This window comes from Methylobacterium sp. GC_Met_2 (assembly GCF_026540795.1).
In the GTDB taxonomy this organism is placed as follows: domain Bacteria; phylum Pseudomonadota; class Alphaproteobacteria; order Rhizobiales; family Beijerinckiaceae; genus Methylobacterium.
Genome location: NZ_JALNUM010000046.1, coordinates 1 through 22,429 on the forward strand (window position 1 = coordinate 1; position 22,429 = coordinate 22,429).

Consider the following 22,429-nt stretch of genomic DNA (forward strand, 5'->3'; position numbering starts at 1 on the left):
GAAGCAGCCGCGAACGGCGGTTCGCCAAAGGCGCGCCCATACCGAACTGATGGCACCAATTCCCATCTCCACACAAGTTGGACGGGCTGGATCGGCTGCTATGGGTGGGTTCGTGCCGGGCCGTTCCCGAGCGGAGAGAGCACCAAAGCTGCCGTCACCGATGCGCCGCCTCACGACCACTCGCGGGTGTCCGACAATGCGCCTTTAGACCCGTCGTGGTAGCGAACTTCGACGCATGGTGGATTTCGAGATCGACATGATCAAGCGCTACAGCATCTTCGCCGACTACCATCAGTTTTACCTGTGGGATCACGGGGCGAGTCCGGATGCGCCGACCGAGTACACCGAGGAGGATACAGTCCGCCGTATTAAGACAGCTCCGTTCGTGGTGGTCATTCAGCCCGAACGCGATATGGATGTGCCAGTCGAGGTCGAGATCACGCACGAACCGCCGGACCTCGACCTCGACGCATGGGATCATGTGGCTGAGGCCAGTCTCAACCTACCGTCAGGCAGGCTCGAAATCCACGAGTGCACCGGAGGATCAATCGATATCCTGGTGGTTTCGCCGGGCGCGTACCGGGTTAGGGCCTATCACGGCGGGCTGCAGACCCTGAGCGAAGACCGGCTCGATGGGGACGATCACTACCGGATCATGTTGTGGCCTGCGCCTTTCGCAAACCTCGCCGTATTGAAGCAATACGTCGATCCGCGCATGACATCGTAAGCGACGAACGACCGCTTTCGGGAGCGGTACTGGATGCTGCCAGCGGCGAAGTCGGGTCGGAAGAGGCCGGGAGTATCTGTTTGATAAAGGCCCACCCATACCGAATTGAAAGCACCGGTTCCCGCTCGCATACCCAAACCGAACTAGGTGGAATTGCTGCTAAGGGCGAAAAGCAGTCCGACCGGTTCCAGGTAGCATCAAGGGGAAGCTGACATCAGCCAGGAGTGGCGGACCTCGAAGCAGCAGCGTTGGGGCTTGGGACGAGGTTGGAGCCTCGCCCTCGCCAATCAGTGCCGCAAAGGAGACGACTGCCCTGGCAGTCGATGTTACTTAGCCAACCAGCGCGGCGGCGAAGTCACGGTAGGTGTGCAGCGGGCGGCCGAGGATGCCGGTCAGCCGCTCGCGGTCGCCCGCTTCCGGGATCATGCCGTCGCTAACGTAGCGCTCGGCCATCAGGCGCATCTCGTAGGCCATCCACTTCGGCATGAACGTCGCCATGTTCGCCTCGAACCCACTCGGATCGTCGCCGCCATAAGCCACCGGGCGGCCCAGGACCTCGGTCCAGATCGCCGCTGCGTCCGCGCCGGTCAGCGTGTCGGGACCCACGAGGTTGATGGTCTCGCTCGGTAGCTTGCCCGGTGCTTGGTCGCGGCGGATCAGTTCGATCGCAGCGACCTCGGCGATATCGCGTGCATCGACCATGGCGACGCCCTTCGACCCGATCGGCATGGGGTAGACGTTGTAGTTCATGATCACGTCCTTGATCATGACCTCGTTGTCGATGAAGTAGCTCGGCCGCAGGACCGTGGCGCTGAAGCCCATCGCCTCCAGCATGCGCTCGGCCCCGAACTTCACCGCGAAGTGCGGGACGTTGACGGCGCGGTCGGCGTCGAACACCGACAGGTAGACGACCCGTTCGATGCCTGCGGCGCGGGCAGCGTTCAGGGCAATGATCGCTTGGGTGAACTCGTCCCCCGTCACCGCATTCAGCAGAAACAGCGTGCGGACGCCGGTGAAGGCGTTCCGCAGGGCGTCGAGGTCGAGCAGGTCGCCTTTCGCCACCTCCACATCCCCGTTGAAAGTGGTCTTCGCCGGATCGCGGGTGAGGACGCGTACGCTCGCGCCGCGCTTGGTGAGCTGCTCGACAACGTTGCGGCCGACGCGGCCGGTGGCACCGGTAACAAGGATGGTCATTGGTCTGCTCCTTGGGCTGAGCCGTTTGGCTGAGACCCAAATTAGCGATCCATAACGATGCTGATAGGCTTTATATCTAGACGCTCTGTCTCGTGAGTGGAACGTATGGACCTCCTTGCCCTCGCTGATTTCACCCTGGTCGCGAAGCATGGCGGGTTCGGCAAAGCCTCCCGTGCCGCCGGACGCCCAAAGGCCACGCTGTCGCGCCGTGTCACGGAATTGGAGGAGGCCCTGAGCCTGCGTCTGTTCGAGCGGGGCGGGCGCACGATCAAGCTGACCGAGGAAGGCCGGGCGCTGTTCGAGCGAACCTATGCCTTGCTCAGTGAACTCGATGATACGGCGGCCGTGATCGCCTCGGGCGGTGGAACGCCGCGCGGTCGCCTGCGCATCAGCGCACCGTTGCTCTTCTCGCAGATAGCGATGGGTCGGATCGCGGCCGAGTTCGCTTTGCGCTACCCAGAAATCCAATTGGAGGTCACGACCGACGATCGGGAAGTGGATATGATCGAGGAAGGGTATGACCTCGTGATCCGGGTTAATCCAAAAACCAACGAGGGTCTGGTTGGGCGGGCTTTCCTGCGCGATAGGCTCGTAGTCGCGGCGAGCCCTCGTTTCGTCCGCCTGAACGAAGGCGAGATCGTGCGGGCGGTGATGCGAGGCGCAGGCGGCGGCAATGGGTGGACCGTGATAAAGGATGGCGGGCGGTCGCATATCGCCTTCGAGCCGATCCTTCGGCTATCCTCGCCCATTATGGTCCGAGATGCGGTACGAGCGGGCGTCGGCGCTGCAGCGCTTCCCTACTCACTGATCAGCCAAGATATAGCAGCGGGCCACCTCATCCATTGGGGCGACGTCGATCTGCCTCCCACGGCGCTATGGACGCTCTACCCGACACGTCGCCTTCTCAGCGCCCGCGTATCCGCCTTTCTGGACCATCTGCGGCAGACGTTTCCCCAAGGCACGTCGGAGGAGCTTGCGGCCTTCATGACCGCCTGATCGAGGTTCCTCAGGCCTGCGATCGACGTGAGTAGCTGAACTTGCCTCCCCAAGCATGTCCGCTAACAGAAAAACCTTGTGTCGTTGGAGGCGTCCGAGTTGGGTCGGAACAGCTGCATACGGCGGTTCGTTAAAGGCGCATCCATACCGAACTGAAAGCGCCGGTTCCCGATCGCATACCCAAAACGAACTATGCTGATCGGCTGCTATGGATGGAGGCTGTGTGGAAACGCGTTGTGGCGGAAGCGGTAACGGGCGGAGCGAGCCGTTCTCGGCTCATCCCCGCATCGCGGCGATGAGCCCTGGCGCTCCGAGCAGGGCGATGGCCCGCTTCACGTTGTAGGCGAGGAAGTGGAGGCTCATCTCCGTCCCGACGTTCGGAAGCCTCCGCATCTTAAAGTGACCGCGTCCCATCCAGTCCTTGATCGTGCCGAACACATGCTCGACGGTCCGTCGCCGGATGCGCATAGCGTCCGGCCTGCGGTCGAGCCGATCCTGCATGGCTTCTACGACATGCTCGTGCTCCCAGCGCGTCACCCGTCGCTCGTTGCCGGTCGTACAGCCGGGCTTCAACGCGCATGATCGGCAGTGGCTCGACCAGTAGCGGTTCAGAACGAGACCGTTCTCGACGGTGGTCGTGCGCTTGATGAGGGTCTCGCCGGCAGGGCACCGATAGGTGTCGCTCGGCGCATCGTAGAGGAAGTCCGGTTTGCCGAAGCGCCCCTCCGCCTTGGCCCCCGAGGTCAAAGGCTTTGGGCAGATCGGTGTGACGCCCGCCTCTTCGCAGGCCAGGACCTCCGCTCCTGAGAAGTAGCCGCGATCAGCGAGGATCGTCAGGTGTTCGACCCCGGTCGCGTCCTTCGCCTGCCGGCCCATATTGGCGAGTTGGGTGCGATCATGGCCGAGGTTCGTGACCTCATGCGCCACGACAATATGGCTGTCCGTATCGACGGCCGCTTGGACGTTGTAGCCGACGAGGCCCGTGCCCTTGCCGTTCGTGGCCATGGCACGGGCGTCCGGGTCGGTCAGCGAGATCTGACGGTCGGGCGCTGTCTCGACTTCGTGCGCCATGGCTTGCAGCGTGCGCATCTGCTGGCGAAGCGCCTCGATCCTCTCGTTCAGGCGCGTGGTGCGCATCTCGGCGACGTCTGCCTCCTGCCGGTCGGCGGTGTCGAGCTTATCGAGATAGCGCTCGATGCTCGCCTCCACCTGCGCCAAGCGAAGGCGGATCGCGCCGGGCGTGTAGTTTTTGTCGCGCGTATTCACGGCCTTGAACCGACTGCCGTCCGCGGCCACGGTGCCGCCGGCGATGAGGCCGATCTCCCGACACAGGACGACGAACTGCTTGCACGCCGCCCGAACTGCTTCGCCGTTGTCGCGTCGAAAGTCCGCGATCGTCTTGAAGTCGGGGGCAAGCTTACCGGTCAGCCACATGACCTCGACATTGCGGCCTGCCTCGCGCTCGAGGCGTCGGCTCGACTGCACCTGGTTCATGTAACCGTAGAGATAGAGCTTCAGGAGCGTCCCCGGGTGGTAGCCGGGCCGCCCTGTCGCAGCCGCGCCTTCAAAGCCGAGTGTGGCAAGGTCCAGTTCATCGACGAAGACGTCGATCACTCGGACCGGGTTCTCCTCGCCGACATAGTCGTCGACGCAGTCCGCTAGAAGAAGCGCTTGGCGCCGCTCGCAACCTTCGATGAAACGGCCCATTCGACCCCTCCAGCGCTCCCGAAAAGGTAGCACAACAGGGCGTTTTCACACAGCCTCGATGGGAAGCAGACTTTAGGACGGTTGTAGCCGCTCTATCCTGACGTCGGAGCTATGGCCGCTCGTGATAAGGGGCTGCATGAAGATCGCAATCCTCGTCGCCCTCCTTGGCGTCATCGTCCTATTGGCGACGATCCTCTACATGCTCTTCCAGCCCGGCGCTGCTCATCGGGCGGGGCCGCCATCGCTGGGGAGGATGCAAGCTGCGGTCGGCCGAGCAGTGCTTGAGGCTGCTCAGAGCAATCCGGCAACCGCAGCGATGGTGCGCACAGCCGTTCAAGCTTCACCCGAGGAGGATCGCTCTCTCGCTTCCGAATTGATCGCCACGCTCCCGGAACGATGATCCTCTGAGCTTCCGCTCGGGCCGGAAGCCGAATGGCCGCTCGGGGGTGATTTTGCGACGGTCTACTTCTGGCTCAATCTGCGTGGAAGCCGACGCTTGTCGGTCCACCTAGCGAGCCGCTGAAACGCACCAACAGTTGGGTGAACGCCTGTCGATCAGGCGTTGCGCAGTGCGGCACGCTCCCGGTGCGTTAGGCCGCCCTGTGCCAGCAGCCTTTCGCGAAGACGTGCCCCCTGACGTGGCGCCTGCGCTGCGCCAAGGGCTTCCAAGTGCGTGTAGGTCGCCTCGGGCGTGCCGATCACCAGCGCATGTAGGACCACGGCAGCGAGAGCGGACGGTGGTTCCGAGGGTAGATCGGGCGTGAGGTTGGTCACGCGCGTCGCATACAACCGCGTGAGCACATGATCCGTCGCAACTGGCGGTTGCCGCAGCGCCGCCAGGAACAGACCGCCATCTGTCGTACCTCTCCGTCCAGGCCCGATAACGACGCCAAGGTTGAGGATGGCGAAACCAGCTTGGATGAGAAGCACGGGCGTCAGCACCGGATGCATCACCGGATCAGTCGGCGATGGCAGAACGGCGGCAAGCACGACGGCAATCAGAGCGTTGGCGAAGCTGCCGCCTGCAATCTGCATGAGTCGCGCCCTCCGCACGGTCACGAGCGGCCGATAGCTTGCGACAGCACCGCTGGTTGGGAACAGGCGCCAGACCAAAAGGCCCAAGCCGAGCGGTATGCGGAAGAGCACCGGTCCTCGACCGATACGGATCAAACGGATGCGAGAGCCGGTGAGGCGACCGACGACGGCGTGTCCGGCCTCGTGCACCAGGATGCCGAGCACGAGGCTGACAAGAAGCCCAACCGAGGACGTGAAAAGCAGGGATCCCTGTTCGGGATCGCCGAGAATATTCTGAAAGGCCTGCACCTTGCGGGTGTCTCACCGTCTATAGCAGGGTCGATGACCCTTCCTATCATCCTCATTGTCATGGGTGCCGTCTACTGGCCCGTGACGCTAGTTCTGGCGTTGCTCGCCAGCGCCTTGGGAGCCCGCGTCCGGGGCGGCTGGCGGGCTGTATGCTTCGTCATTGCCTGCGTCCTGCTAGCTGTCTTGGCGCTCGGAGTTCCGCTGCTGGCCGATTGGCGAACGGCTGGTTCGGCGTCGCAAGTGCCTGCCCAATAGGGTCGGCTAAGGGTCGGAACCGGCTGCAAACGGCGGTTCGCTAAGGGCGGACCCATACCGAACTGAAACCGCCGGTTCCCACTCCCATACCCCAATCGAACCGTGTGGGTCAGGCGCCTCAGACTCGGGGTCTGGTCAGATGATCACTCTGGCGCTGAGTTGAGCGCTTCGGCGAACTTACTCATCAACCGAACCAACTCGCCCACGTCCCGTGGCTCCCAATCGGCCAAGATCGCCTGACCCAACCGCTCCCGCGCGGCATCGACAGCGTCCGTCATGGCCTTGCCTTGAGGCGTCACGACGGCCTCGCGGACCCGCCCGTCCGCAGCGCCCGCCTGCCGCCGCACGAGACCCAACTCATCGAGCTTGGCGACCTGCCTGCTGACCGTCGTGTAGTCGCGGCCAACCCGGTCCGCGAGATCAACCACGCCGATCGGGCCGAACCGCTCGATGCTGACCAGCAAGGGAAACAGCGCGCGGTCGAGCGGAATGCCCGCCGCGCGGACCATCGCCTCGTCGCGCTGCGGTCGGTTCATCACCGCCACAATGTCGAGTAGCGCGGCGTGCAGCGTGCGGATCTGCACGCCGATATGTGCATTTTGCACGTTTTCTATTGACGACATCGCGATCCTCGGATTTATGTGCATCATACACATACAGAGGTCGCTATGACAAACCCATTCACCACCGACGTGCTCATCTGCGGGGTTGGTGCAGCGGGACTGGCCCTCGCCATCGATCTCGCCCGACGTGACGTGAACTTCCGCCTGATCGAGAAGGCGCAGGCTCCGTTCGGAGGCTCGCGCGGTAAGGGTATCCAGCCTCGCACGCTCGAAATCTTCGAGGACCTTGGCATCGTCGATCGCATCGCGGCGGTCGGCGGCCGTTATCCCAACCAGCGGACATACCGGCCAGACGGCACCTACACAGACGAGGCGATGTTCATCGACGGGAAGCCCGCACCCGATGAGCCATACAGCGCTCCGCTGATGGTGATGCAGGGGCGCACAGAGCAGGTGATGCGCGAGCGTCTAGCCGAACTGGGTCACCGGCCATACTACGACTGCGCACTGACGAGCTTTGACCAAGATGCTGAAGGCGTCACAGCCAAGGTCACTGATGCTGGCGGCGAGCACACGATCCGAGCGCGTTACCTGATCGGTGCTGATGGCGGCCGTAGGTTCGTGCGCCATGCTCTGGGCACCGGGTTCCCCGGTAAGACGCTCGGCGTGCGCGCCGTGGTGGCTGACCTGCGCCTGTCGGGTCTCGACCGCGCGATGTGGCATCGCTTCAACGAGGGCGACATGGCGCGCCAGTTAGCGCTGTGCCCGCTGGCTAAGACGGATCTGTTCCAACTGCAGGCCCCAATCTCCGCCGAGGGCGAGCCGGACCTGTCCGTCGCGGGGTTGCAGGCGTTCATCACGGACCGGGCCCTGGAGGGGTTCGACATCGTGGTGCACAACGTGTCGTGGGCGTCCGCCTACGCCATGAACGCGCGGCTGGCCGACAGCTACCGCACGGGCCGCGTCTTCCTGATGGGTGACGCGGCGCACATCCACCCACCGACCGGCGGACAAGGGCTGAACACCAGCGTGCAAGATGCCTACAACTTCGGCTGGAAGCTGGCAGCGGTACTGGCCGGCGCGCCTGGCGCCCTGCTGGACACCTACGAGGAGGAGCGACGACCGATTGCGGCGGCGATGCTGGGGCTGTCCACGGGGCTGCTTGAAGCGGCCAAGCGCGGCGACATGCGCCGGGGCCGCATAGTGCAGCAACTCGATCTCGCCTATCCAACCTCTTCTCTGGCCTTTGAGGCCCCTGAACGCCACGGCGGCATCCTCGCGGGTGATCGCGCCCCGGACGCGCCACTAATGGGTGTCGGTGGTAAGGCTGTGCGCGTTTTCGACCTCCTCAAAGGTCCGCACTGGACGCTGATCGGCTACGAGACGGATCGCGCGGCCCAAGCACCGCAACAAGGTCTGCGCATCCATGCCATCGGCGCCCGCGGCGATCTGATCGACACGCGCGGCCATTTCCGCGACGCCTATGGTCTCGGAAGCGGGGATTGGGTTCTGGTAAGGCCGGACGGCTACATCGGCGCTGTCGTCTCGGCTGAGCACGTCGCTGATCTGAACGGCTACCTACAGACAGTCGGTCTGAAGGCACATCCATAACGGACCAGCCGCGAGGGTCTCCTTTCACATACCCTAAAAGTACCGAGCCACATCAGGGATAGGATTGGATCAGGCTATCAAAAAAGGCCGCCCCACAGGGGAGCGGCCAGTCTAGGGAGGAAACGCCCACTAGGGACAGCACGCTGTTGAGACGTGCGGTGCAGCAACAATTGTGCGTCGCAGCGGTTCCGGGTGAACGGGCACCTAACTGTTTGGTTGCGGAACGTCGTTGCCGCCGCCGTCGTGGTTGTCGGCTGCATGCAGCGGTTGATGCAGATCGCTGGTGAAGTGCAAGAGATACTTCAGCGCCAGAATGCGCTCAGGCCCAGCGGTCTCCTGATCGGCGAGTTCCGCTGCGAACTGCCGAACCTTGTCGAGGACGCAATCCTGCGCAAGCTCGATGCTGGCTGGGCTGCCGGCGGGAAGCGGCGATCCCGCGCAGGCCTGGGCGAGGTCGGGCGCTGTGAGCTCGATGTCGACGAAATGCCGCTGCTGTGTGGCGGTGTAGCGGATCTTCGTGGTGTTGCGGTCCGAGTCGCGCCAGTGATCGGCCCAGGTCGTGCGCGCGACAAAATCCGGGGCCGTAAGCGTATCCGTGTCTGCGGCGAGAAGCGCGTCGACTTGCCTCCGGGCTTGCGGCGTCAGGAGCGAAAGGGCGATGCGGCCGACGATGCGGTGTCCCTCGTCTCCCCAAGCATTGGCACCTCTTGCCGAAGTGAGGCTGACGGCCGCACCTGCGAGAACGACGAGCGACAGGGAACGGACCATGCCGAAGATCCGGCCGTCAGTTGTAGCACTCATGATGCTAATCTCACGACATCAGGTAGAACATCGTCCCCGACAAGACGATCGTCGCGGGCAGGGTGAGAACCCAGGCCGTCGCGATCTGCCACAGGGTCGCCGGCTGCACGCCCGCGCCCGACCCCACCATCGTCCCCGCGATGCCGCCCGTCACGACGTGCGTGGTGCTTACCGGGAAGCCTGTGATACCGGCCCCGCCGATCAGGCCCGCGGCAACCAGCTCCGCCGCGGCCCCTTGCGCCGGCACGAGGTGCTGCTTGCCCAGCCGCTCGCCCAGCGTGCGCACGATGCGCTTGTAGCCGATCATCGTGCCGAGCCCGAGGCACAGCGCACTGACGATGCGGACCCACCAGGGGGCGTACTGCACAGTGCGACCGAGCCGGCCATGGAGCGCCTCGGCGGTCTTCTTGTCGGCTTCGGGCGTCGCGCCGTTGTCCTCGACCGCCTTCAGCTCGGTGAGGACGCGGTTGAGGCGGTCGCGGATCACGGTCCGTTCGTCGGCCGCCACGTCGCCCAGGCTGCCAATCCGTTCGAGCCGATTATGGATCTCGTGGGCCGCCTGAGCACCCTCGCTCTTCCGGTCGTTGCCTAAGCGGGCGATGAGGTCGGCCGCGAGGTTCAAGTCCGACGCGACCTGCGCGATCTGCGGCTGGGTCATCTGCGGGTTGAGCGCGTACTCGGCCGGATACAGGCCGATGATGGTCAGCATGATCAGGCCGATGCTCTTCTGGCCGTCGTTGGTCCCGTGGGCGAACGAAACGCCGGTGCAGGTGAAGATCAGCAGCGCGCGCATCCACCAGACTGGCGGCTGTCCCTCCTTCGGCGGCTCGTAGAGGTGCCGGTCGTGCACGGCGCGCTTCAGCAACTGGAACACCAGCAGCGCCAGGCCGAAGCCGAGCAACGGCGAGACCAGCAGCGAGGCAAGTACGTCCCAGACTTGGTGCCAATCGACGCCTTGTGCGAGGCCGCGGCCGTGCAGGAAGGTGTCGGCGACGGCGATGCCGATGAGCGAACCGATCAGCGCATGTGACGAGGAGTTCGGGATGCCCAGCCACCACGTGCCGATGTTCCAGGACAGAGCGGAGACGAACAGAGCGGCGAGCATGCCCACCGCGGCGCCGCCGTTCGGCGGGGTGAGCGCGTCGGGCGGGATCAGTTCGACGAGGGCGTAGGCGACGGCGATGCCGCCGAGGATGACGCCCGCGAAGTTCATCAGGCCGGACCAGACGACGGCCGGGAAGGGCTTCAGCGAGTGGGTGTAGATCACCGTGGCGACAGCGTTGGCGGCATCGTGGAAGCCGTTCGAGAACTCGAAGACGAGCGCCAGGACGAGGCAGCCGAGGATCAGGCTCAAGGTGGTCGGGGAGCCTGGCGTCAGGGAAGCGAGCAAAACGACCTCTCGGCAGCGACAGCCGCCGATGTCGCTCCGATGTCATGACACTTGCACGACGGCCTGAGGCGGCAGAGGACGAGGGCCGCTTCACATCCTCGCCCGTGGATCGTTGCGTCCAAACCTCCGTCTGCTACGAAGGGCGGGATGCCGGTTGCCCGGCACAAGCGATCTATGAACTACTTGCCAGTGGTCGAATTCCAAAGTTCGCGGCATCGCCGCGCATACGTTCAAATTCGCTCGGGCTCGGCTAGCAGGATGGCGGCTCGCACAGCCGCGCGCCGAAGCTCCTCGTCGGCCCAAGGTTGGCCCATCAAGGTGCGGGCAAACGGATGGGCGGCCACCGCGGCCGCGGGGTCGATGCTATAGCCCTCCCCGAACGCCACGTTTCGGGATGTGGTATCAGCCAAATAGGCATCCACGACCGCCGAAACATCATCGTCGATGATGTCGAGGGTGGCGAACAGGTCGAGGGTCATCGGCCGCTTTGCCATGTCGGCCATCTAGGTGTGTATCCGCGACAAGACGACGACCGCAGAGCTACGGCTCCAGACGATCGGCTACATTTTCCGGCGAGCTTGCCGGCTACGGCGTCCAGAGGGGCGATAAAAAGCGGCGCCGCCTCGCGGAGAGGCGCGCCCTGAGTGCGTTCCGGTCTCGGGAAGGAACGTAGGGGTTCGATATGGCTTCACACAGGCGTGAACAAGGTGGGCCGAACGAGAAGCGCGGCGTGTGGCCGTGTCATCGGAGCGTCACATAGGTTAAAGGTAGCAGCTCGACCCTTTTTCAGAGCCGAGGAGACTGCATGACCTCCATCGAGGAGATCACCGCGACGCTGCGCAGCATCGCGGTGCCGGGCATGAAGCCGAAGGCGATCCGCGCCGCCGTCCGGGAGCGGCATCCAGAGGCGAGCAAGAAGGAGATCGTGCGTGCGGCCTTCTTTGCCGTGACCGAAGCGTCGTCAGCGAACCAGGATGGGACGCCGGAGCTGCATAACTTCGCGTTGGCCGAGCGCGTCGCCGAAGATAACGCGGAGGTGGTTCTGCGGACCGGCAAGCGTAAAAAGAAGAAGCATTCCTCCGGTGCCGCCGGGAAATCGCCGGCGCACTGATAAGGAAGGCCCAGCTGAAGTCCTTTCTGCATCCTCGGTGGCGCCCCGAGGCTGTCCGACTGCTTTCGACCACCCACGACGATGTCGCTGCTTCCGCAGGTCTAGGTCGGGTGGATGGCGGACGCCATCATTCGAGAAAAGGTTTCCGCGTCAGCCATTCTCACTCGGGATCAGGCCGTACCGCTCCATTACAGTCTTCATGGCGGCGGGATCATGGATTGCTCCCTCCGCGAGGGTGGCCATCTCCCGGAAGTATTCCGGCCCGAGTACGCCCGGCGTAAGCAGGCTCAGACACGTGGCTTCGCCATTGCCGTCGTTGCGGAAGCCATGGACCACGCCGCGCGCGATGAAGACGGACTCACCTGGACCGACCGGCACGTCCTGTCCCGCGATGCGCCACGTCGTGCCGGACAGGCCGTAGACGGTCTCGTCCCAGGTCTCGTGATAGTGCGCCACCGGCATCGCGGCCCCGGGCTGAACCGTCATCTCGAACAGGTCGAGCGCCCCGCCCGTGCTGTGCCGGTCCTGGAGGAAGCGCAGCGTGAGCCCACCGATGCGGATGAGTTCGGCGCTCTTCGTGTGTTCCGTCATCGCTCAGGCTCCTTGGCGGCAAGAACCTGTGCCTGCACGATGTCGACGCCGTCGGCGAACAGGTCATGCGCCCGGTCCATGACCGTAAGGGCCGTCGGCCCAGTGAGATGCGCCTGGAAGGCCGCGTCGTCGGCGAAGGTGGCGTAGCGCCCGTCGACGAGCCGCAGCGCGAAGAACGTCGTCGTACCCCGCTCGCCGGCGATGCCGGCGGCGCAGGCTTCCAGGAACGCTTCGACCTCATCCTCCCGACCGGGCTTGGCCCTGAAGGTCGACCAGACCGCGCGCTTATCCATGGGACACAGCCTTCGGTGCGAGCCGTTCGAGGAAGCGTCCGCAACCAGCCACATCGAGACCCTCGCCGCGCCAGGCGACGTAGCCGTCCGGGCGGATCACGTAGATCGCCTGCCCGTCCCTCTCACGCAGTCCGTATCTATCGAACGCGTCGGGCGATGTGGCGGCGACGCTGCGCCCGTCGCGCCCGATCGCGTTGCGGGCTATAAGATAGGCGGTGACGCCGTCTCGCCGGAGGGCATCGAGCTCGTCGACAATGCGGTGACGCATGTCCCGCTCCAGCGCCTTGCGCGAGAAGGCCAGCACGGTGAAGCCGTAGCCGGTGGTCAGGTCGAACACGCTTTGGTCGCGCGAGACGGCGGCGTTTGGCGCCCGATGGCCCACCTGGGGGCCCGAATGTCCCAACGCGCTCGCTCCGTCCCCGACGTAGCTGCCGACCGGGTAGGCGATCTCCAACTGCCCAAGACGCCGGAACGCGCGGTGCTGGACTGCGTCGAGGTGCGCGATGGCGGCCGAGACGGGCCGGGCGAGCCAGTCGCGGATGGTTGCCTCCCAGCCGGTCTGGCCGGCCACTGCCGTGAACATCCGGTCGGAGGTATCCACGACCTGCTGTCCGACCGGTCGACGCTCGGCGTCGTAGGTGTCGAGCAGATCGGCCGGCGACCTGTCGCGGATCACCGCCGCGAGTTTCCAGGCGAGGTTGGCGGCGTCCTGCAGGCCGGTGTTCATGCCCTGGCCGCCGGCCGGCGAGTGGATGTGGGCGGCGTCGCCCGCCAGGAAGGCGCGACCGCGCCCGTAATGGTCGACGCCCCGGTGATGCACGCGGTAGCGCGTCGTCCAGGCCGGTTCGGACAGCCGCACGGCCAAGCCCGCCGCCTCCGAGAAGGCCCGTTCCAGCTCGGGCAGGCCTAGACGCGTTGCGGCTTCACCACCGGCATCAACACGGCCGCTGTGGTCCGTCGCCATGACGCGTGAGCACCGGGTGCCGTTCAGCGGCAGGAACAGGGCGACCGAGGCACCATGCAGGAACACGCGGAAGCGGTCGTGGTCGAGGCCGCTTCCCGCGGGCCAGTCGATGCGGCAATCCGCGAGCAGGAAGGTCGGGGCATACTTTGCACCCGCGAAGGTGAGACCCAGCACCTTGCGCACCGCGCTGTGGGCTCCGTCGGCGCCGATCACGTAGCGCGCGCGGACCTCGATCGAGCCGCTCGATGCGCTGTCCGCGTGGACGGTGACGCCGCCCCCGTCCTGATCGAGCCCCGTCACGGTCACGTCCCGCTCGACCATGACGCCGTGCCGGGAGAGGTCGTCGATCAGGATGGCCTCCGTCCGGGATTGCGGCAGCAGGAAGATGAACGGGTACGGCGTGTCCGGCGAGGCGGCGCGGTCGTAGTCGAAGCCGCCGACGCGTCGACCGCCCACGAAGAAGTCGATCCCCGGGTTAACGATACCTTGGTCGAGGAAGGTGTCCACGAGGCCGATCTGCTGGAACAGCTCCATCGTGCGCGCCTGGATGGCAAAGGCGCGGGACTCGCGCGAGGCTTCGCTGCGGGCATCGAGGATCCGCACCCGCACGCCGCGGCGCGCGAGCAGCGTGGCGGCCATGAGCCCAGTCGGCCCGGCCCCCACCACGAGGACGTCGCAGTCCGTCCGGCTCGTCGTGGTCCCCACCATCACGCCGCCTCCATCGCCGCTCGGGTCCAGTTCCGGAACTCGACGCTGAAGTGGTGCAAGTGCCCGGTGACCAGGGCGTCCGGCGCCGCCTCGGGCAAATGGATGCTTAGCTTGACGTGCAGCCCGTCCTCGGCGTCGCGCATCTCATGGATGGCCGAGCCGATGCGTTGGCCGTCGGCGTCGTTGATGATCGCGCCGAGCCGGTGCTCGGCCGGGTAGGCCGGGTCCCAAGGGGTCGGGAACTCCGCGTCTGACGCCGTGAAGGTGAGGCGGATGAACCAGGGTAGGTCGTCCTGCCCGACATTCTCGATGACCTCGGCGTGGGGGCCGAGCGGGACGTTCATGAAGTGCTCGGGATGGGCAGCCCGGAGTTCGGACTGCCGGTCCTCCTTCATCATGGCCATGAAGAAGGCGTGGAAGGCCGCCGCCCTGGGGCCCGGCACGACGAGCTCGACGGTGCCGGACTTCCAGCGCCCGCCCGAGGCCTCGACCCAGGCGCGGTTCTGCGCCCGGGCGCGGTCCAGATCGTCCCTCAGCAGCTCGCGCATGCCAGTATTGCCAATCCGAGCCTTGAGGTAGGCCAGGGCGCGGCGGGCGCGCGCCAGCTCGATGTCCCGGATGTCGGCGTTGGCGAGCGTCCGGTCCCCGATATGGGCACGGGCGGGAAAGTCGATGTCGGCCTGCTCGGGCATGTCGGGTCGTCCCTGGCTGTCGAGAGGCTGCCAGTGTGATCGCCCGGTGCCGAAGGATGCGAGCACGTTCTTGCTACGATCAGGGCAGGATGCGGGTCCGGAAGGCGTCGGGCGACAGGCCGGTGCGCCGCCGCAGGTGGCGCGCGAGATGGCTCGCGTGGGCGAAGCCGGCGGCCGCGGCGACGTCAGCCACGGCCATGTTCCGGTCGGCGAGCAGCATGGTGGCGCGGTCGAGTTGTCGCCGTAGGATGAAGCGGTGCGGCGGCGATCCGGTCGATCGGTGGAACTCACGGGCGAAGTGGAACATGCTGAGGCCGGCCTCAGTGGCGAGTTCGTCCAAGCTCGGCGGGTCCTCCGGGCTGGCCTCGACGCGGGCGCGCACGCGGCGCAGGGTGTTCGGCGTCAATCCACCGAGGGCGGGGACCCCGGCGCGATGCCGCGTGTCGTGCGCGGCCAGCAGGCGTACGATGACAGGCTCGACCGGTTCCACCTCGCCGTCCGGGGTCGCAGCTGCGGCGTAGAGGAGATGCGCCAGAACGGGGTCGTCGAAGGCGATGCGCGGCCGCACCTCGACGCGAGCGGCATCGCGCCCCTCAGTCTCAGCCACTTGGCGGACGCTCGACCAGGGCACCTGCATCATCAGGACGTTCGCGGTGCCGGTCAGCGTGAAGGCTGCCGGACTGCCGGGTGGCACCAGCGTCACCGCGCCGACGAACGGTTCGGTTGTGGCCGCCCGTCCGTCCAACCGGCAGCGGGCCGAATGCGACTCGCTCAGATTCATGACGATGGTGACGGCGTTGGCTGGATCCATCCGGATGTGATCGTCGCCGTGCCGCACGCGGTGGATCAGGCGCGCCGGCGCGTCGCGAACCAGGGCCGAGGTCTGACGGACAGCAGCGACGAGACCAGCCATGAGAGCTCACTCCGAGCAGGCGGTCAACGTCCCGCTGGCCGCCCTGCCAGGACACTAGTAGCTGAGATCCCCGAAGTCTGGAGGCGCTCCGGCAGAGAGCAAACTGATGTCCGCTTCGATGCATCCGCCGGTCAAAAGCGGTTGGGCAGGAAACCACCCTTGGCAGCCGATCCGGCTAGTTCGGTTTGGGTAGGCGTATGAAGACCGGCACCGCCGGTTCGCTATGGGTCCGCCTTTAACGAACCGACCCTCATAGCTGTTTCCGACCCGAAGCAGCTTCTGTAAGGACGAGGTCTCCGAAGACGTTTCCTCGCTTAGTGATGCAGCCGGTTCATTAGCGCCTGGGCCGATCTACCACCTGCTCGCGCATGTAGGCTTGCGGGCTGCTCCCGAGTTCTGTGCGGAACGCGTACACGAACGCGGAAGTCGAGCCGTAGCCGAGCTGCATCGCGGTCTCGGTCACGCTCAAGCCCCCGCCCATCAGTTCGACGACCCTCAACAAGCGCAGGCGTCGCCGCCAAGACCGCAGGCTCATGCCGATGTCAGTCTCGAACCGCCGCGCCAAAGTCCGCCCTGACAACCCGAGTTCACGCCCCCATTCGTCCGGTCCGCGGGCATCTGCCGGATCGGCGTAGAGGGCTTCGCAGAGACTGACCAATGGGCCTTCTCGCGGCCAGGGTAGCGCTCCCGGCACAGAGTAGGCCCGTCGGAACTGATCAAGGATCAGGGTGGTGACGCGGCCGGCATAGCCGTCATCGTCCTCTGCCCCCTCAATCGCCACCACCTCCAAGATCAGGGCTCGCAGCAACGGCTGCACGGCGAACACCGTCGGACATTCCGCTACGTCGCGCCCGACCTTGTCGGCAACCCACAGGCTGCGGAACTGAGCGCCCAAGAGCGATCCAACCCGATGCCGGACACCAGTCGGCACCCACACGGCTTGCTCCGGCGAGATCACGAAGGAACGCCCCTCAACGGCTACCGTGAGCACACCTGAGGTGGCGTAGACAATCTGATGCCAGCGGTGTGCATGCTCGGCGAAGTACCCGCGCGCCGGGATGGTCTGCGCGCGCACGGTGATCGGCCTGGGCGGCACCAGCCCAGGTGGCACCTCGATCGGCTCCCACACCATCGCCGGTCCTCAGGTTGGCAGCCATTCTACACGAATTGGCATCTCGTCGAGATACGGACGAGCTGCGCCCATCTATGGCCCGCTCAGCCTACCGAACCCGGCCCTCCAAGTTCGATCTCTCGTGCTGCCGACCTGTGGGCACGAGGAAGCTGTCTGCCGAAACCCGAGCGTCCGATGCCCCAAGCCTCCACGTTGACCGCTGAACGCGCACCCGCTTCCGTTGCCCAATCTGGAACGGCCAATATCTTACGGCTGGCAGTCGCACAGGCGCTCGCCGGAGCGAACTCGGTCGTAGTGTTCTCGACCGGTGCGGTCGTCGGCAACATGCTGGCGCCGAGCAAGGTCCTAGCGACCCTGCCGATCTCGATCTTCGTCGTCGGGATGGCCGCCTGCTCCCTGCCGGCCGGCAGCATTGCCCGCCGCTACGGCCGGAACGCGGCCTTCATGACCGGGACGGGCTGCGGCGTGCTCGTCGGGCTACTGTCGGCCTGGGCCATCCTGGCTGCTAACTTCTGGCTGTTCAGCGCCGCCATGTTCTTCGGGGGCGCCTACGCCGCCGTGGTCTTCTCCTTCCGCTTCGCAGCGGCGGAGTGCGTCCCGCCGGGGCGGCGCCCGCGCGCGCTGTCCACCGTTATGGCGGGCGGGATTTTTGCGGGGGTGATCGGCCCGCAGCTCGTCACCTACACCATGGACCTGTGGCCGCCCTACCAGTTCGCCGCCACCTTCCTGGCTCAAGCCGCGGTCGCTGTTCTGGCAGCCATTGTCCTCTCCGGCGTCCGCCTGCCGCGACCCACTGCGGAGGATCTCGACGGCGGGCGGCCTCTGGCGGCGATCCTGGCTCAGCCGCGCTTCATCATCGCAGTGATCTGTGGGGCCGTGTCCTACCTGCTGATGAACTTCGTGATGACGGCCGCGCCGCTAGCCATGCGCCTGTGCGGCCACGCCCAAGAGGATGCGAACCTCGGTCTCCAGTGGCACGTGATCGCCATGTACGGTCCTAGTGGTTGAGCCCTGACGGTTGAGTCCGTGTGGGGTTTCGGTTTGAGGCCCATCCTGCGAGTCTGGCGGGATGCGCAGTGGCATCTCTTTCACGCTCTCCACCTCGGATCGCCTTCGGCTCGAAGCACTCGTGGCGGATCGAAACACGTCGCAGAAGCACGTCTGGCGCGCCCGTATCGTGCTGCTGAGCGCCGATGGGCTGGGGACGCATGCGATCATGCGTGAGGCGGGCGTGTCCAAGACGGTGGTCTGGCGCTGGCAGGACCGCTTCGCGCAGGAGGGCGTCGATGGGCTCCTTCGGGACAAGACGCGACCGGCGCGCATCCCGCCGCTGGGGCCGGAGGTGGCGGCGCGCGTGGTGGCTCTGACGCAAGGAGAACCACCCGGCGAGACCACGCATTGGACGGCCGCCGCCATGAGCAAGGCCGCGGCCATCAGCGTCTCGTCGGTGCAGCGGATCTGGCGGGGGCACGGCCTACAGCCGCATCGGGTCCGGCAGTTCAAGCTCTCCACCGACCCGGCCTTCGCCGCCAAGCTGCGCGACGTCGTCGGGCTCTACATCGACCCGCCGGCCCACGCCGTCGTGCTCTCGGTCGACGAGAAGAGCCAGATCCAGGCGCTCGCCCGCACGCAGGAGCCGTTGCCGATGAAGCCGGGCCAGCCGACGACGCGCACTCACGATTACAAGCGCCACGGCACGACGACCCTGTTTGCCGCCCTGGACGTGCTGGAGGGCAAGGTGATCGGCCGCTGCATGCAGCGCCACCGGCATCAGGAGTTCATCCGCTTCCTCAACGCGGTCGAGGCGGCGGTTCCGGCGGGCAAGATCGTCCACGCGATCCTGGACAACTATGCCGTCCACAAGCACCCGAAGGTCCGTGCCTGGCTCGACCGCCACCCGCGCTGGACCTTCCACTTCACCCCGACCTCAGCCTCGTGGCTCAATGCCGTCGAGGGCTTCTTCGCCAAGCTCGCAAAACGCCGGCTCCGACGGGGCGTGTTCGGATCGCTGATCGAGGTGCAGGCCGCCATCAAACGCTTCATCGCCGAGAGTAACGGCAATCCGAAGCCCTTCGTCTGGACCGCCGACCCGGATCGCATCATCCAGGCCGCAAAGCGCGGGCACCAAGTGTTAGACTCGCACCACTAGCTTCTTCACAGGACGGCTAATTACGCGCTTCGGTGCTTCCAGCGTCGTGGCGGCCGGTCTTACCCTGACGGGCTCGTCCGCCATCGTCGGGCTGTCCGGTATCGACGTGACTCATTTCTGGCTGTCGTTGATCCTCCTCGGCCTCGGCTGGAACTTCGGCTTCGTAGGGGCCTCCGCCCTCGTGCTGGAGTGTCATCGCCCGGAGGAGCGGACACGGGTGCAGTCGGTCAACGACTTCATCGTCTTCGGGGCGGTGGCCCTGGGTTCGTTCTCATCCGGCGGTCTGCTGACGAGCTATGGCTGGGACACGGTCCTCTGGGTCTCATTCGCGCCACTGGCTCTGGCAGCAACGGCGCTGGCGGTGATGGATGCGCGAGGGACACGCCGAATGGCTTGAGGCGGCCGAACGGCTACTTCTTCGGTTTCATAGGGAACGTATGCAAATCACCCTAGGCGGCCAACCCCGCTGGTTCGGTTTGGGTATGCGGCCGGGAACCGGTGCTGCGAGTCCAGTATGGGTGCGCCTTTAGCAAACCGCCGTTTGCGGCTGATTCCGACTCAGGTCGGCTATGCGGACCACCGTCGGCGTTTCCTGAAAGCAGCCATTCGTCAGGCCGACTGGCAACTTCGGCCCAGGGTGGTTTGCGTGATTTGTCTCGTCGCCCGCAAGCAGACGTTCCGCCTCGTAGTCATGGCCTCACGCGCACGAAGCTTTGCGTCGTCGAACTCGATGATACGGGGTATTGTGGACACAATATCACCCGGAGGTACCCGTGCCGACCTTTCCCAGCCTTGACGACCTCGACGAGTCGCTGAGCGAGATGGAGGTGCCGCTCGACGTCCAGCTTGTGAAGGCGACCGTTCGGCCAGTCGTGCTCTTCGTCCGCCAGCAGGTGCTTGATGATCCACTTCCTACAGGCGTGAGCAAGATCGGTGGCTATCCAGACCTGCCCGCTAATTTCACTTGGCCCGAGCGTCCCGCCTACCCGGACGCCGAGCGCAAGGTCGCCGAATTGCGACGTGGGGCCGAGCGCATGCGTACGATGTACGAGGGTATGATGCGCGAGCCCCGGGGGCCGCATCAGAGACAGATTACATCCGAAGACTTGGATAGGGTCACGGCCGAGTACGAAACGCGCTGCGTCGCCCTATCCGAGCCGATGCCGCTTGCCTTCGTCGCCCAACTCGATCTTGCGTTTCTGATCCGGGAAGCGGGGTTTGACTCCGAATTGCCGCGCACAGGGCTCCTCAGCATCTTCAACGACACGACTTGGGATGGAGCGACCGGCGCGCATTGGGTGTTCTGGCACGACCAGCCCGTTGCCGAACTCGTGCGCACATCGCCGCCTCCGCGCCTCGTCGCCCACTGCGAGGCCCTAGAGGCGCTCATGAGCCCCAGCGGCGACGTACCCTGGAGCGAACGGATCATGGCGGAGCGCCTGCACCCGTCGTCGAGGTTCAGCGTGCCGCAGCACTGGAAATCCGCGTACCCACACGGCACCGTAGAGGCAGATGCCGTCTACGACTGGTTGGACTGCCAGCCGGGGTTTTACCCAAGCGCGTCAGACGTGGGAGCAGACGGTGACGTGATGAACTTCGGCGACAAACTTGGCGGCTGGCCGGAAGACATTCAGGGGCATCCCGAGGAGGAGATCACCGTCGAGGGTGTGCGTGCAAAGCCGATCACGCAGCCCGGTCAAACGCCGTGGCGGCACCTGTTCTCTTACGGCAACGAACATCATGGGGGTACGCGGCTGATGGAGTCGCTATTCGAGGGCGACGGCAACACCTACGTGTTCCTGCATGAAGACGACCTGCGTGCCCGGCGCTTCGAGCGAGCACAGACTGTGTATCAGCAGACATAGAGCCCGGTATCGGTGATCCTCGGAGTGATGAACGACATCGGCGTTTTACTTTGAAGCGGACATCTCCAGAGTCCGAGATGGATCGTGAGCGGGCATGAAGACGATGTCCGCTTTCACACATTGCCGCCCGGAAGCTGACCGACAGAAATCCACCCAACCCAGTCATTCAAAGGCGCCCGCCACCATGGCGGGATCTGGCCGAAAGCAGAATGACCGCTTCGGAGAACGCTGGCCAAGAAAGCGGACAGTTGGGAGCGTATGCTTCAGCAAGCGGTACCGGCTGCTAAGCTTCCAAGCGCTCAGCCGAGGCTGCCAAAGCCGGCTGTATCGCGCGTCCAGGCGAGGGCCTGCTCACTAAGGCTGATGCCCAAGCCGGGGCGCGTCGGCACGAGCATCCGGCCGTTCTGGAGTTCTAGGCGCTCGTTAAACAGAGGCTCCAGCCACTCGAAATGTTCTACCCACGGCTCCCGCTGCATCGCGGCAGCGAGGTGGATGTGCAACTCCATCGAGAAGTGCGGGGCGATGGTCATGCCGGCGAACTCGGCGAGCGTCGCGACCTTCAGGTAGGGCGTGATGCCACCGACCCGTGGGGCGTCCGGCATCAGGAAGTCGGCGCCGTTCTGACGGATGAAGTCCCAGTGCTCGGAGACGCTTGTCAGCATCTCGCCGGTGGCGATCGGGGTGTCGAGGGCGGCCGCCAGCGCCGCGTGGCCAGTCGCATCGTAGCAATCGAGCGGCTCCTCGATCCAGATCAGATTGAACTGTTCGAAGATCCGGCCCATCCGCATGGCGGTCGGCCGGTCCCATTGCTGGTTGGCGTCGATCATCAGGGGGAACGCCTCGCCAAGGTGCTCCCGGACGCGGAAGACGCGATTGATGTCGAGGGCCCAATCTGGCTGCCCGACCTTGAGCTTGATGCCGCCGATCCCCTTTTCACGGGAGCGGTCGGTATTCACGAGAAGCTCCTCCAGCGGGGTGTGCAGGAAGCCACCAGAGGTATTGTAGCAGCGCACGCTGTCACGCTGCGCGCCGAGGAGCTTGGCCAACGAGAGGCCGGCACGCTTCGCCTTCAAGTCCCAGAGAGCCACGTCGAAGGCGCCGATCGCCTGCACGGCGAGGCCGCTGCGGCCGACCGAGGCGCCGGCCCAGGCGAGCTTGTCCCAGGCCTTGGCGATGTCGCTCGGATCCTCTCCGAGGAGCGAGGGAGCGACCTCGCAGGCATGGGCGAACTGCCCCGGCCCGCCGGCCCGCTTCGAGTAGCTGATCCCGAGGCCGCGATGGCCGTCGCCGGTCTCGACCTCGCAGAACAGGATCGCGATCTCGGTCATCGGCTTCTGGCGGCCAGTCAGCACCTTGGCGTCGCTGATCGGCGTCTTGAGCGGCAGATAGACTGAGCGCAGGCGGATGCCGGTGACGGTGTCCTGAGCCATAATGTCCTCCATGA

The 22,429-nt window shown here is 65.4% G+C and carries 21 protein-coding genes and 2 pseudogenes; 9 read left to right on the forward strand and 14 right to left on the reverse strand.

Going from position 1 to position 22,429, the window contains the following annotated elements:
- The first annotated feature begins 235 nt into the window (after positions 1 to 235).
- Positions 236 to 727, forward strand: coding sequence for a hypothetical protein (locus OXS49_RS16590; protein WP_267425700.1), 492 nt, complete (start codon positions 236 to 238; stop codon positions 725 to 727).
- A 330-nt stretch (positions 728 to 1,057) separates the two neighbouring features.
- Here OXS49_RS16590 and OXS49_RS16595 read toward each other — a convergent pair whose 3' ends face one another.
- Complete coding sequence (locus OXS49_RS16595) at positions 1,058 to 1,921, reverse strand: NmrA family NAD(P)-binding protein (RefSeq protein ID WP_267425701.1); 864 nt, start codon at positions 1,919 to 1,921, stop codon at positions 1,058 to 1,060.
- A 105-nt stretch (positions 1,922 to 2,026) separates the two neighbouring features.
- On the opposite strand from OXS49_RS16595, the gene OXS49_RS16600 reads away from it, so the two are divergent.
- Positions 2,027 to 2,917 (forward strand): LysR family transcriptional regulator, encoded by an 891-nt coding sequence (locus OXS49_RS16600; protein ID WP_267425703.1) that lies wholly within the window; start codon positions 2,027 to 2,029, stop codon positions 2,915 to 2,917.
- A gap of 276 nt (positions 2,918 to 3,193) precedes the next feature.
- On the opposite strand, the gene OXS49_RS16605 is transcribed toward OXS49_RS16600, so the two are convergent.
- Complete coding sequence (locus tag OXS49_RS16605; protein ID WP_267425705.1) at positions 3,194 to 4,624, reverse strand: IS1182 family transposase; 1,431 nt, start codon at positions 4,622 to 4,624, stop codon at positions 3,194 to 3,196.
- 136 nt (positions 4,625 to 4,760) lie between these two features.
- On the opposite strand from OXS49_RS16605, the gene OXS49_RS16610 reads away from it, so the two are divergent.
- A complete protein-coding gene (locus tag OXS49_RS16610; protein ID WP_267425706.1) occupies positions 4,761 to 5,024 on the forward strand; it encodes a hypothetical protein in 264 nt (87 codons plus the stop codon).
- A gap of 155 nt (positions 5,025 to 5,179) precedes the next feature.
- Here OXS49_RS16610 and OXS49_RS16615 read toward each other — a convergent pair whose 3' ends face one another.
- Positions 5,180 to 5,947 carry a site-2 protease family protein gene (locus tag OXS49_RS16615; RefSeq protein ID WP_267425707.1) on the reverse strand — a complete coding sequence of 256 codons (768 nt, stop codon included), beginning with the start codon at positions 5,945 to 5,947 and terminating at the stop codon, positions 5,180 to 5,182.
- A 398-nt stretch (positions 5,948 to 6,345) separates the two neighbouring features.
- On the reverse strand, positions 6,346 to 6,825 hold the full coding sequence (locus tag OXS49_RS16620) for a MarR family winged helix-turn-helix transcriptional regulator (RefSeq protein ID WP_267425708.1): 480 nt from the start codon (positions 6,823 to 6,825) through the stop codon (positions 6,346 to 6,348).
- Positions 6,826 to 6,870: 45 nt separating this feature from the next.
- On the opposite strand from OXS49_RS16620, the gene OXS49_RS16625 reads away from it, so the two are divergent.
- The gene (locus OXS49_RS16625) at positions 6,871 to 8,376 is read left to right on the forward strand and encodes an FAD-dependent oxidoreductase (RefSeq protein WP_267425709.1); all 1,506 of its coding nucleotides are present in this window, start codon (positions 6,871 to 6,873) and stop codon (positions 8,374 to 8,376) included.
- Between the two features lie 204 nt (positions 8,377 to 8,580).
- Here the strand turns inward: OXS49_RS16625 and OXS49_RS16630 are convergent, their stop codons facing one another.
- The 3 genes from OXS49_RS16630 to OXS49_RS16640 form a co-directional block, all read right to left on the reverse strand.
- The gene (locus OXS49_RS16630; protein WP_267425710.1) at positions 8,581 to 9,144 is read right to left on the reverse strand and encodes a S1/P1 nuclease; all 564 of its coding nucleotides are present in this window, start codon (positions 9,142 to 9,144) and stop codon (positions 8,581 to 8,583) included.
- Positions 9,145 to 9,187: 43 nt separating this feature from the next.
- Positions 9,188 to 10,567 carry an inorganic phosphate transporter gene (locus OXS49_RS16635; protein WP_267425711.1) on the reverse strand — a complete coding sequence of 460 codons (1,380 nt, stop codon included), beginning with the start codon at positions 10,565 to 10,567 and terminating at the stop codon, positions 9,188 to 9,190.
- A 230-nt stretch (positions 10,568 to 10,797) separates the two neighbouring features.
- Entirely contained in the window at positions 10,798 to 11,070 is a 273-nt protein-coding gene (locus OXS49_RS16640; protein WP_267425713.1) for a hypothetical protein, read from the reverse strand.
- A 302-nt stretch (positions 11,071 to 11,372) separates the two neighbouring features.
- Here OXS49_RS16640 and OXS49_RS16645 point away from each other — a divergent pair, with 302 nt between their 5' ends.
- Complete coding sequence (locus OXS49_RS16645) at positions 11,373 to 11,678, forward strand: hypothetical protein (protein ID WP_267425715.1); 306 nt, start codon at positions 11,373 to 11,375, stop codon at positions 11,676 to 11,678.
- Positions 11,679 to 11,828: 150 nt separating this feature from the next.
- Here OXS49_RS16645 and OXS49_RS16650 read toward each other — a convergent pair whose 3' ends face one another.
- The 6 genes from OXS49_RS16650 to OXS49_RS16675 all read right to left on the reverse strand — a co-directional run bounded on the left by OXS49_RS16650 (position 11,829) and on the right by OXS49_RS16675 (position 16,971).
- Entirely contained in the window at positions 11,829 to 12,269 is a 441-nt protein-coding gene (locus OXS49_RS16650) for a cupin domain-containing protein (protein WP_267425717.1), read from the reverse strand.
- The gene (locus tag OXS49_RS16655) at positions 12,266 to 12,562 is read right to left on the reverse strand and encodes an antibiotic biosynthesis monooxygenase (protein ID WP_267425719.1); all 297 of its coding nucleotides are present in this window, start codon (positions 12,560 to 12,562) and stop codon (positions 12,266 to 12,268) included. The genes OXS49_RS16650 and OXS49_RS16655 overlap by 4 nt, the downstream gene beginning before the upstream one ends.
- On the reverse strand, positions 12,555 to 14,234 hold the full coding sequence (locus OXS49_RS16660) for an FAD-dependent monooxygenase (RefSeq protein ID WP_267425721.1): 1,680 nt from the start codon (positions 14,232 to 14,234) through the stop codon (positions 12,555 to 12,557). The genes OXS49_RS16655 and OXS49_RS16660 overlap by 8 nt, the downstream gene beginning before the upstream one ends.
- Entirely contained in the window at positions 14,234 to 14,926 is a 693-nt protein-coding gene (locus OXS49_RS16665) for a hypothetical protein (protein WP_267425722.1), read from the reverse strand. Before OXS49_RS16665 ends, OXS49_RS16660 begins: the two co-directional genes overlap by 1 nt.
- A gap of 79 nt (positions 14,927 to 15,005) precedes the next feature.
- Positions 15,006 to 15,839: an AraC family transcriptional regulator gene (locus OXS49_RS16670; RefSeq protein WP_267425723.1), complete on the reverse strand. Its 834-nt coding sequence runs from the start codon at positions 15,837 to 15,839 to the stop codon at positions 15,006 to 15,008.
- A gap of 334 nt (positions 15,840 to 16,173) precedes the next feature.
- Positions 16,174 to 16,971, reverse strand: a complete 798-nt coding sequence (locus OXS49_RS16675) for a helix-turn-helix transcriptional regulator (protein ID WP_267425724.1) — start codon at positions 16,969 to 16,971, stop codon at positions 16,174 to 16,176.
- Between the two features lie 174 nt (positions 16,972 to 17,145).
- Here OXS49_RS16675 and OXS49_RS16680 point away from each other — a divergent pair.
- The 4 genes and pseudogenes from OXS49_RS16680 to OXS49_RS16695 all read left to right on the forward strand — a co-directional run.
- A pseudogene (locus tag OXS49_RS16680) lies at positions 17,146 to 17,973 on the forward strand (MFS transporter); the annotation flags it as partial.
- A gap of 67 nt (positions 17,974 to 18,040) precedes the next feature.
- On the forward strand, positions 18,041 to 19,120 hold the full coding sequence (locus OXS49_RS16685; RefSeq protein ID WP_267425725.1) for an IS630 family transposase: 1,080 nt from the start codon (positions 18,041 to 18,043) through the stop codon (positions 19,118 to 19,120).
- Positions 19,119 to 19,517 (forward strand): annotated as a pseudogene (locus tag OXS49_RS16690) (MFS transporter); the annotation flags it as partial. The gene OXS49_RS16685 and the pseudogene OXS49_RS16690, both read left to right, overlap by 2 nt.
- A 376-nt stretch (positions 19,518 to 19,893) precedes the next feature.
- Positions 19,894 to 20,985 (forward strand): DUF1963 domain-containing protein, encoded by a 1,092-nt coding sequence (locus tag OXS49_RS16695; RefSeq protein WP_267425727.1) that lies wholly within the window; start codon positions 19,894 to 19,896, stop codon positions 20,983 to 20,985.
- Between the two features lie 299 nt (positions 20,986 to 21,284).
- Here the strand turns inward: OXS49_RS16695 and OXS49_RS16700 are convergent, their stop codons facing one another.
- Positions 21,285 to 22,415, reverse strand: coding sequence for a mandelate racemase/muconate lactonizing enzyme family protein (locus OXS49_RS16700; RefSeq protein ID WP_267425728.1), 1,131 nt, complete (start codon positions 22,413 to 22,415; stop codon positions 21,285 to 21,287).
- Positions 22,416 to 22,429 lie beyond the last annotated feature (14 nt).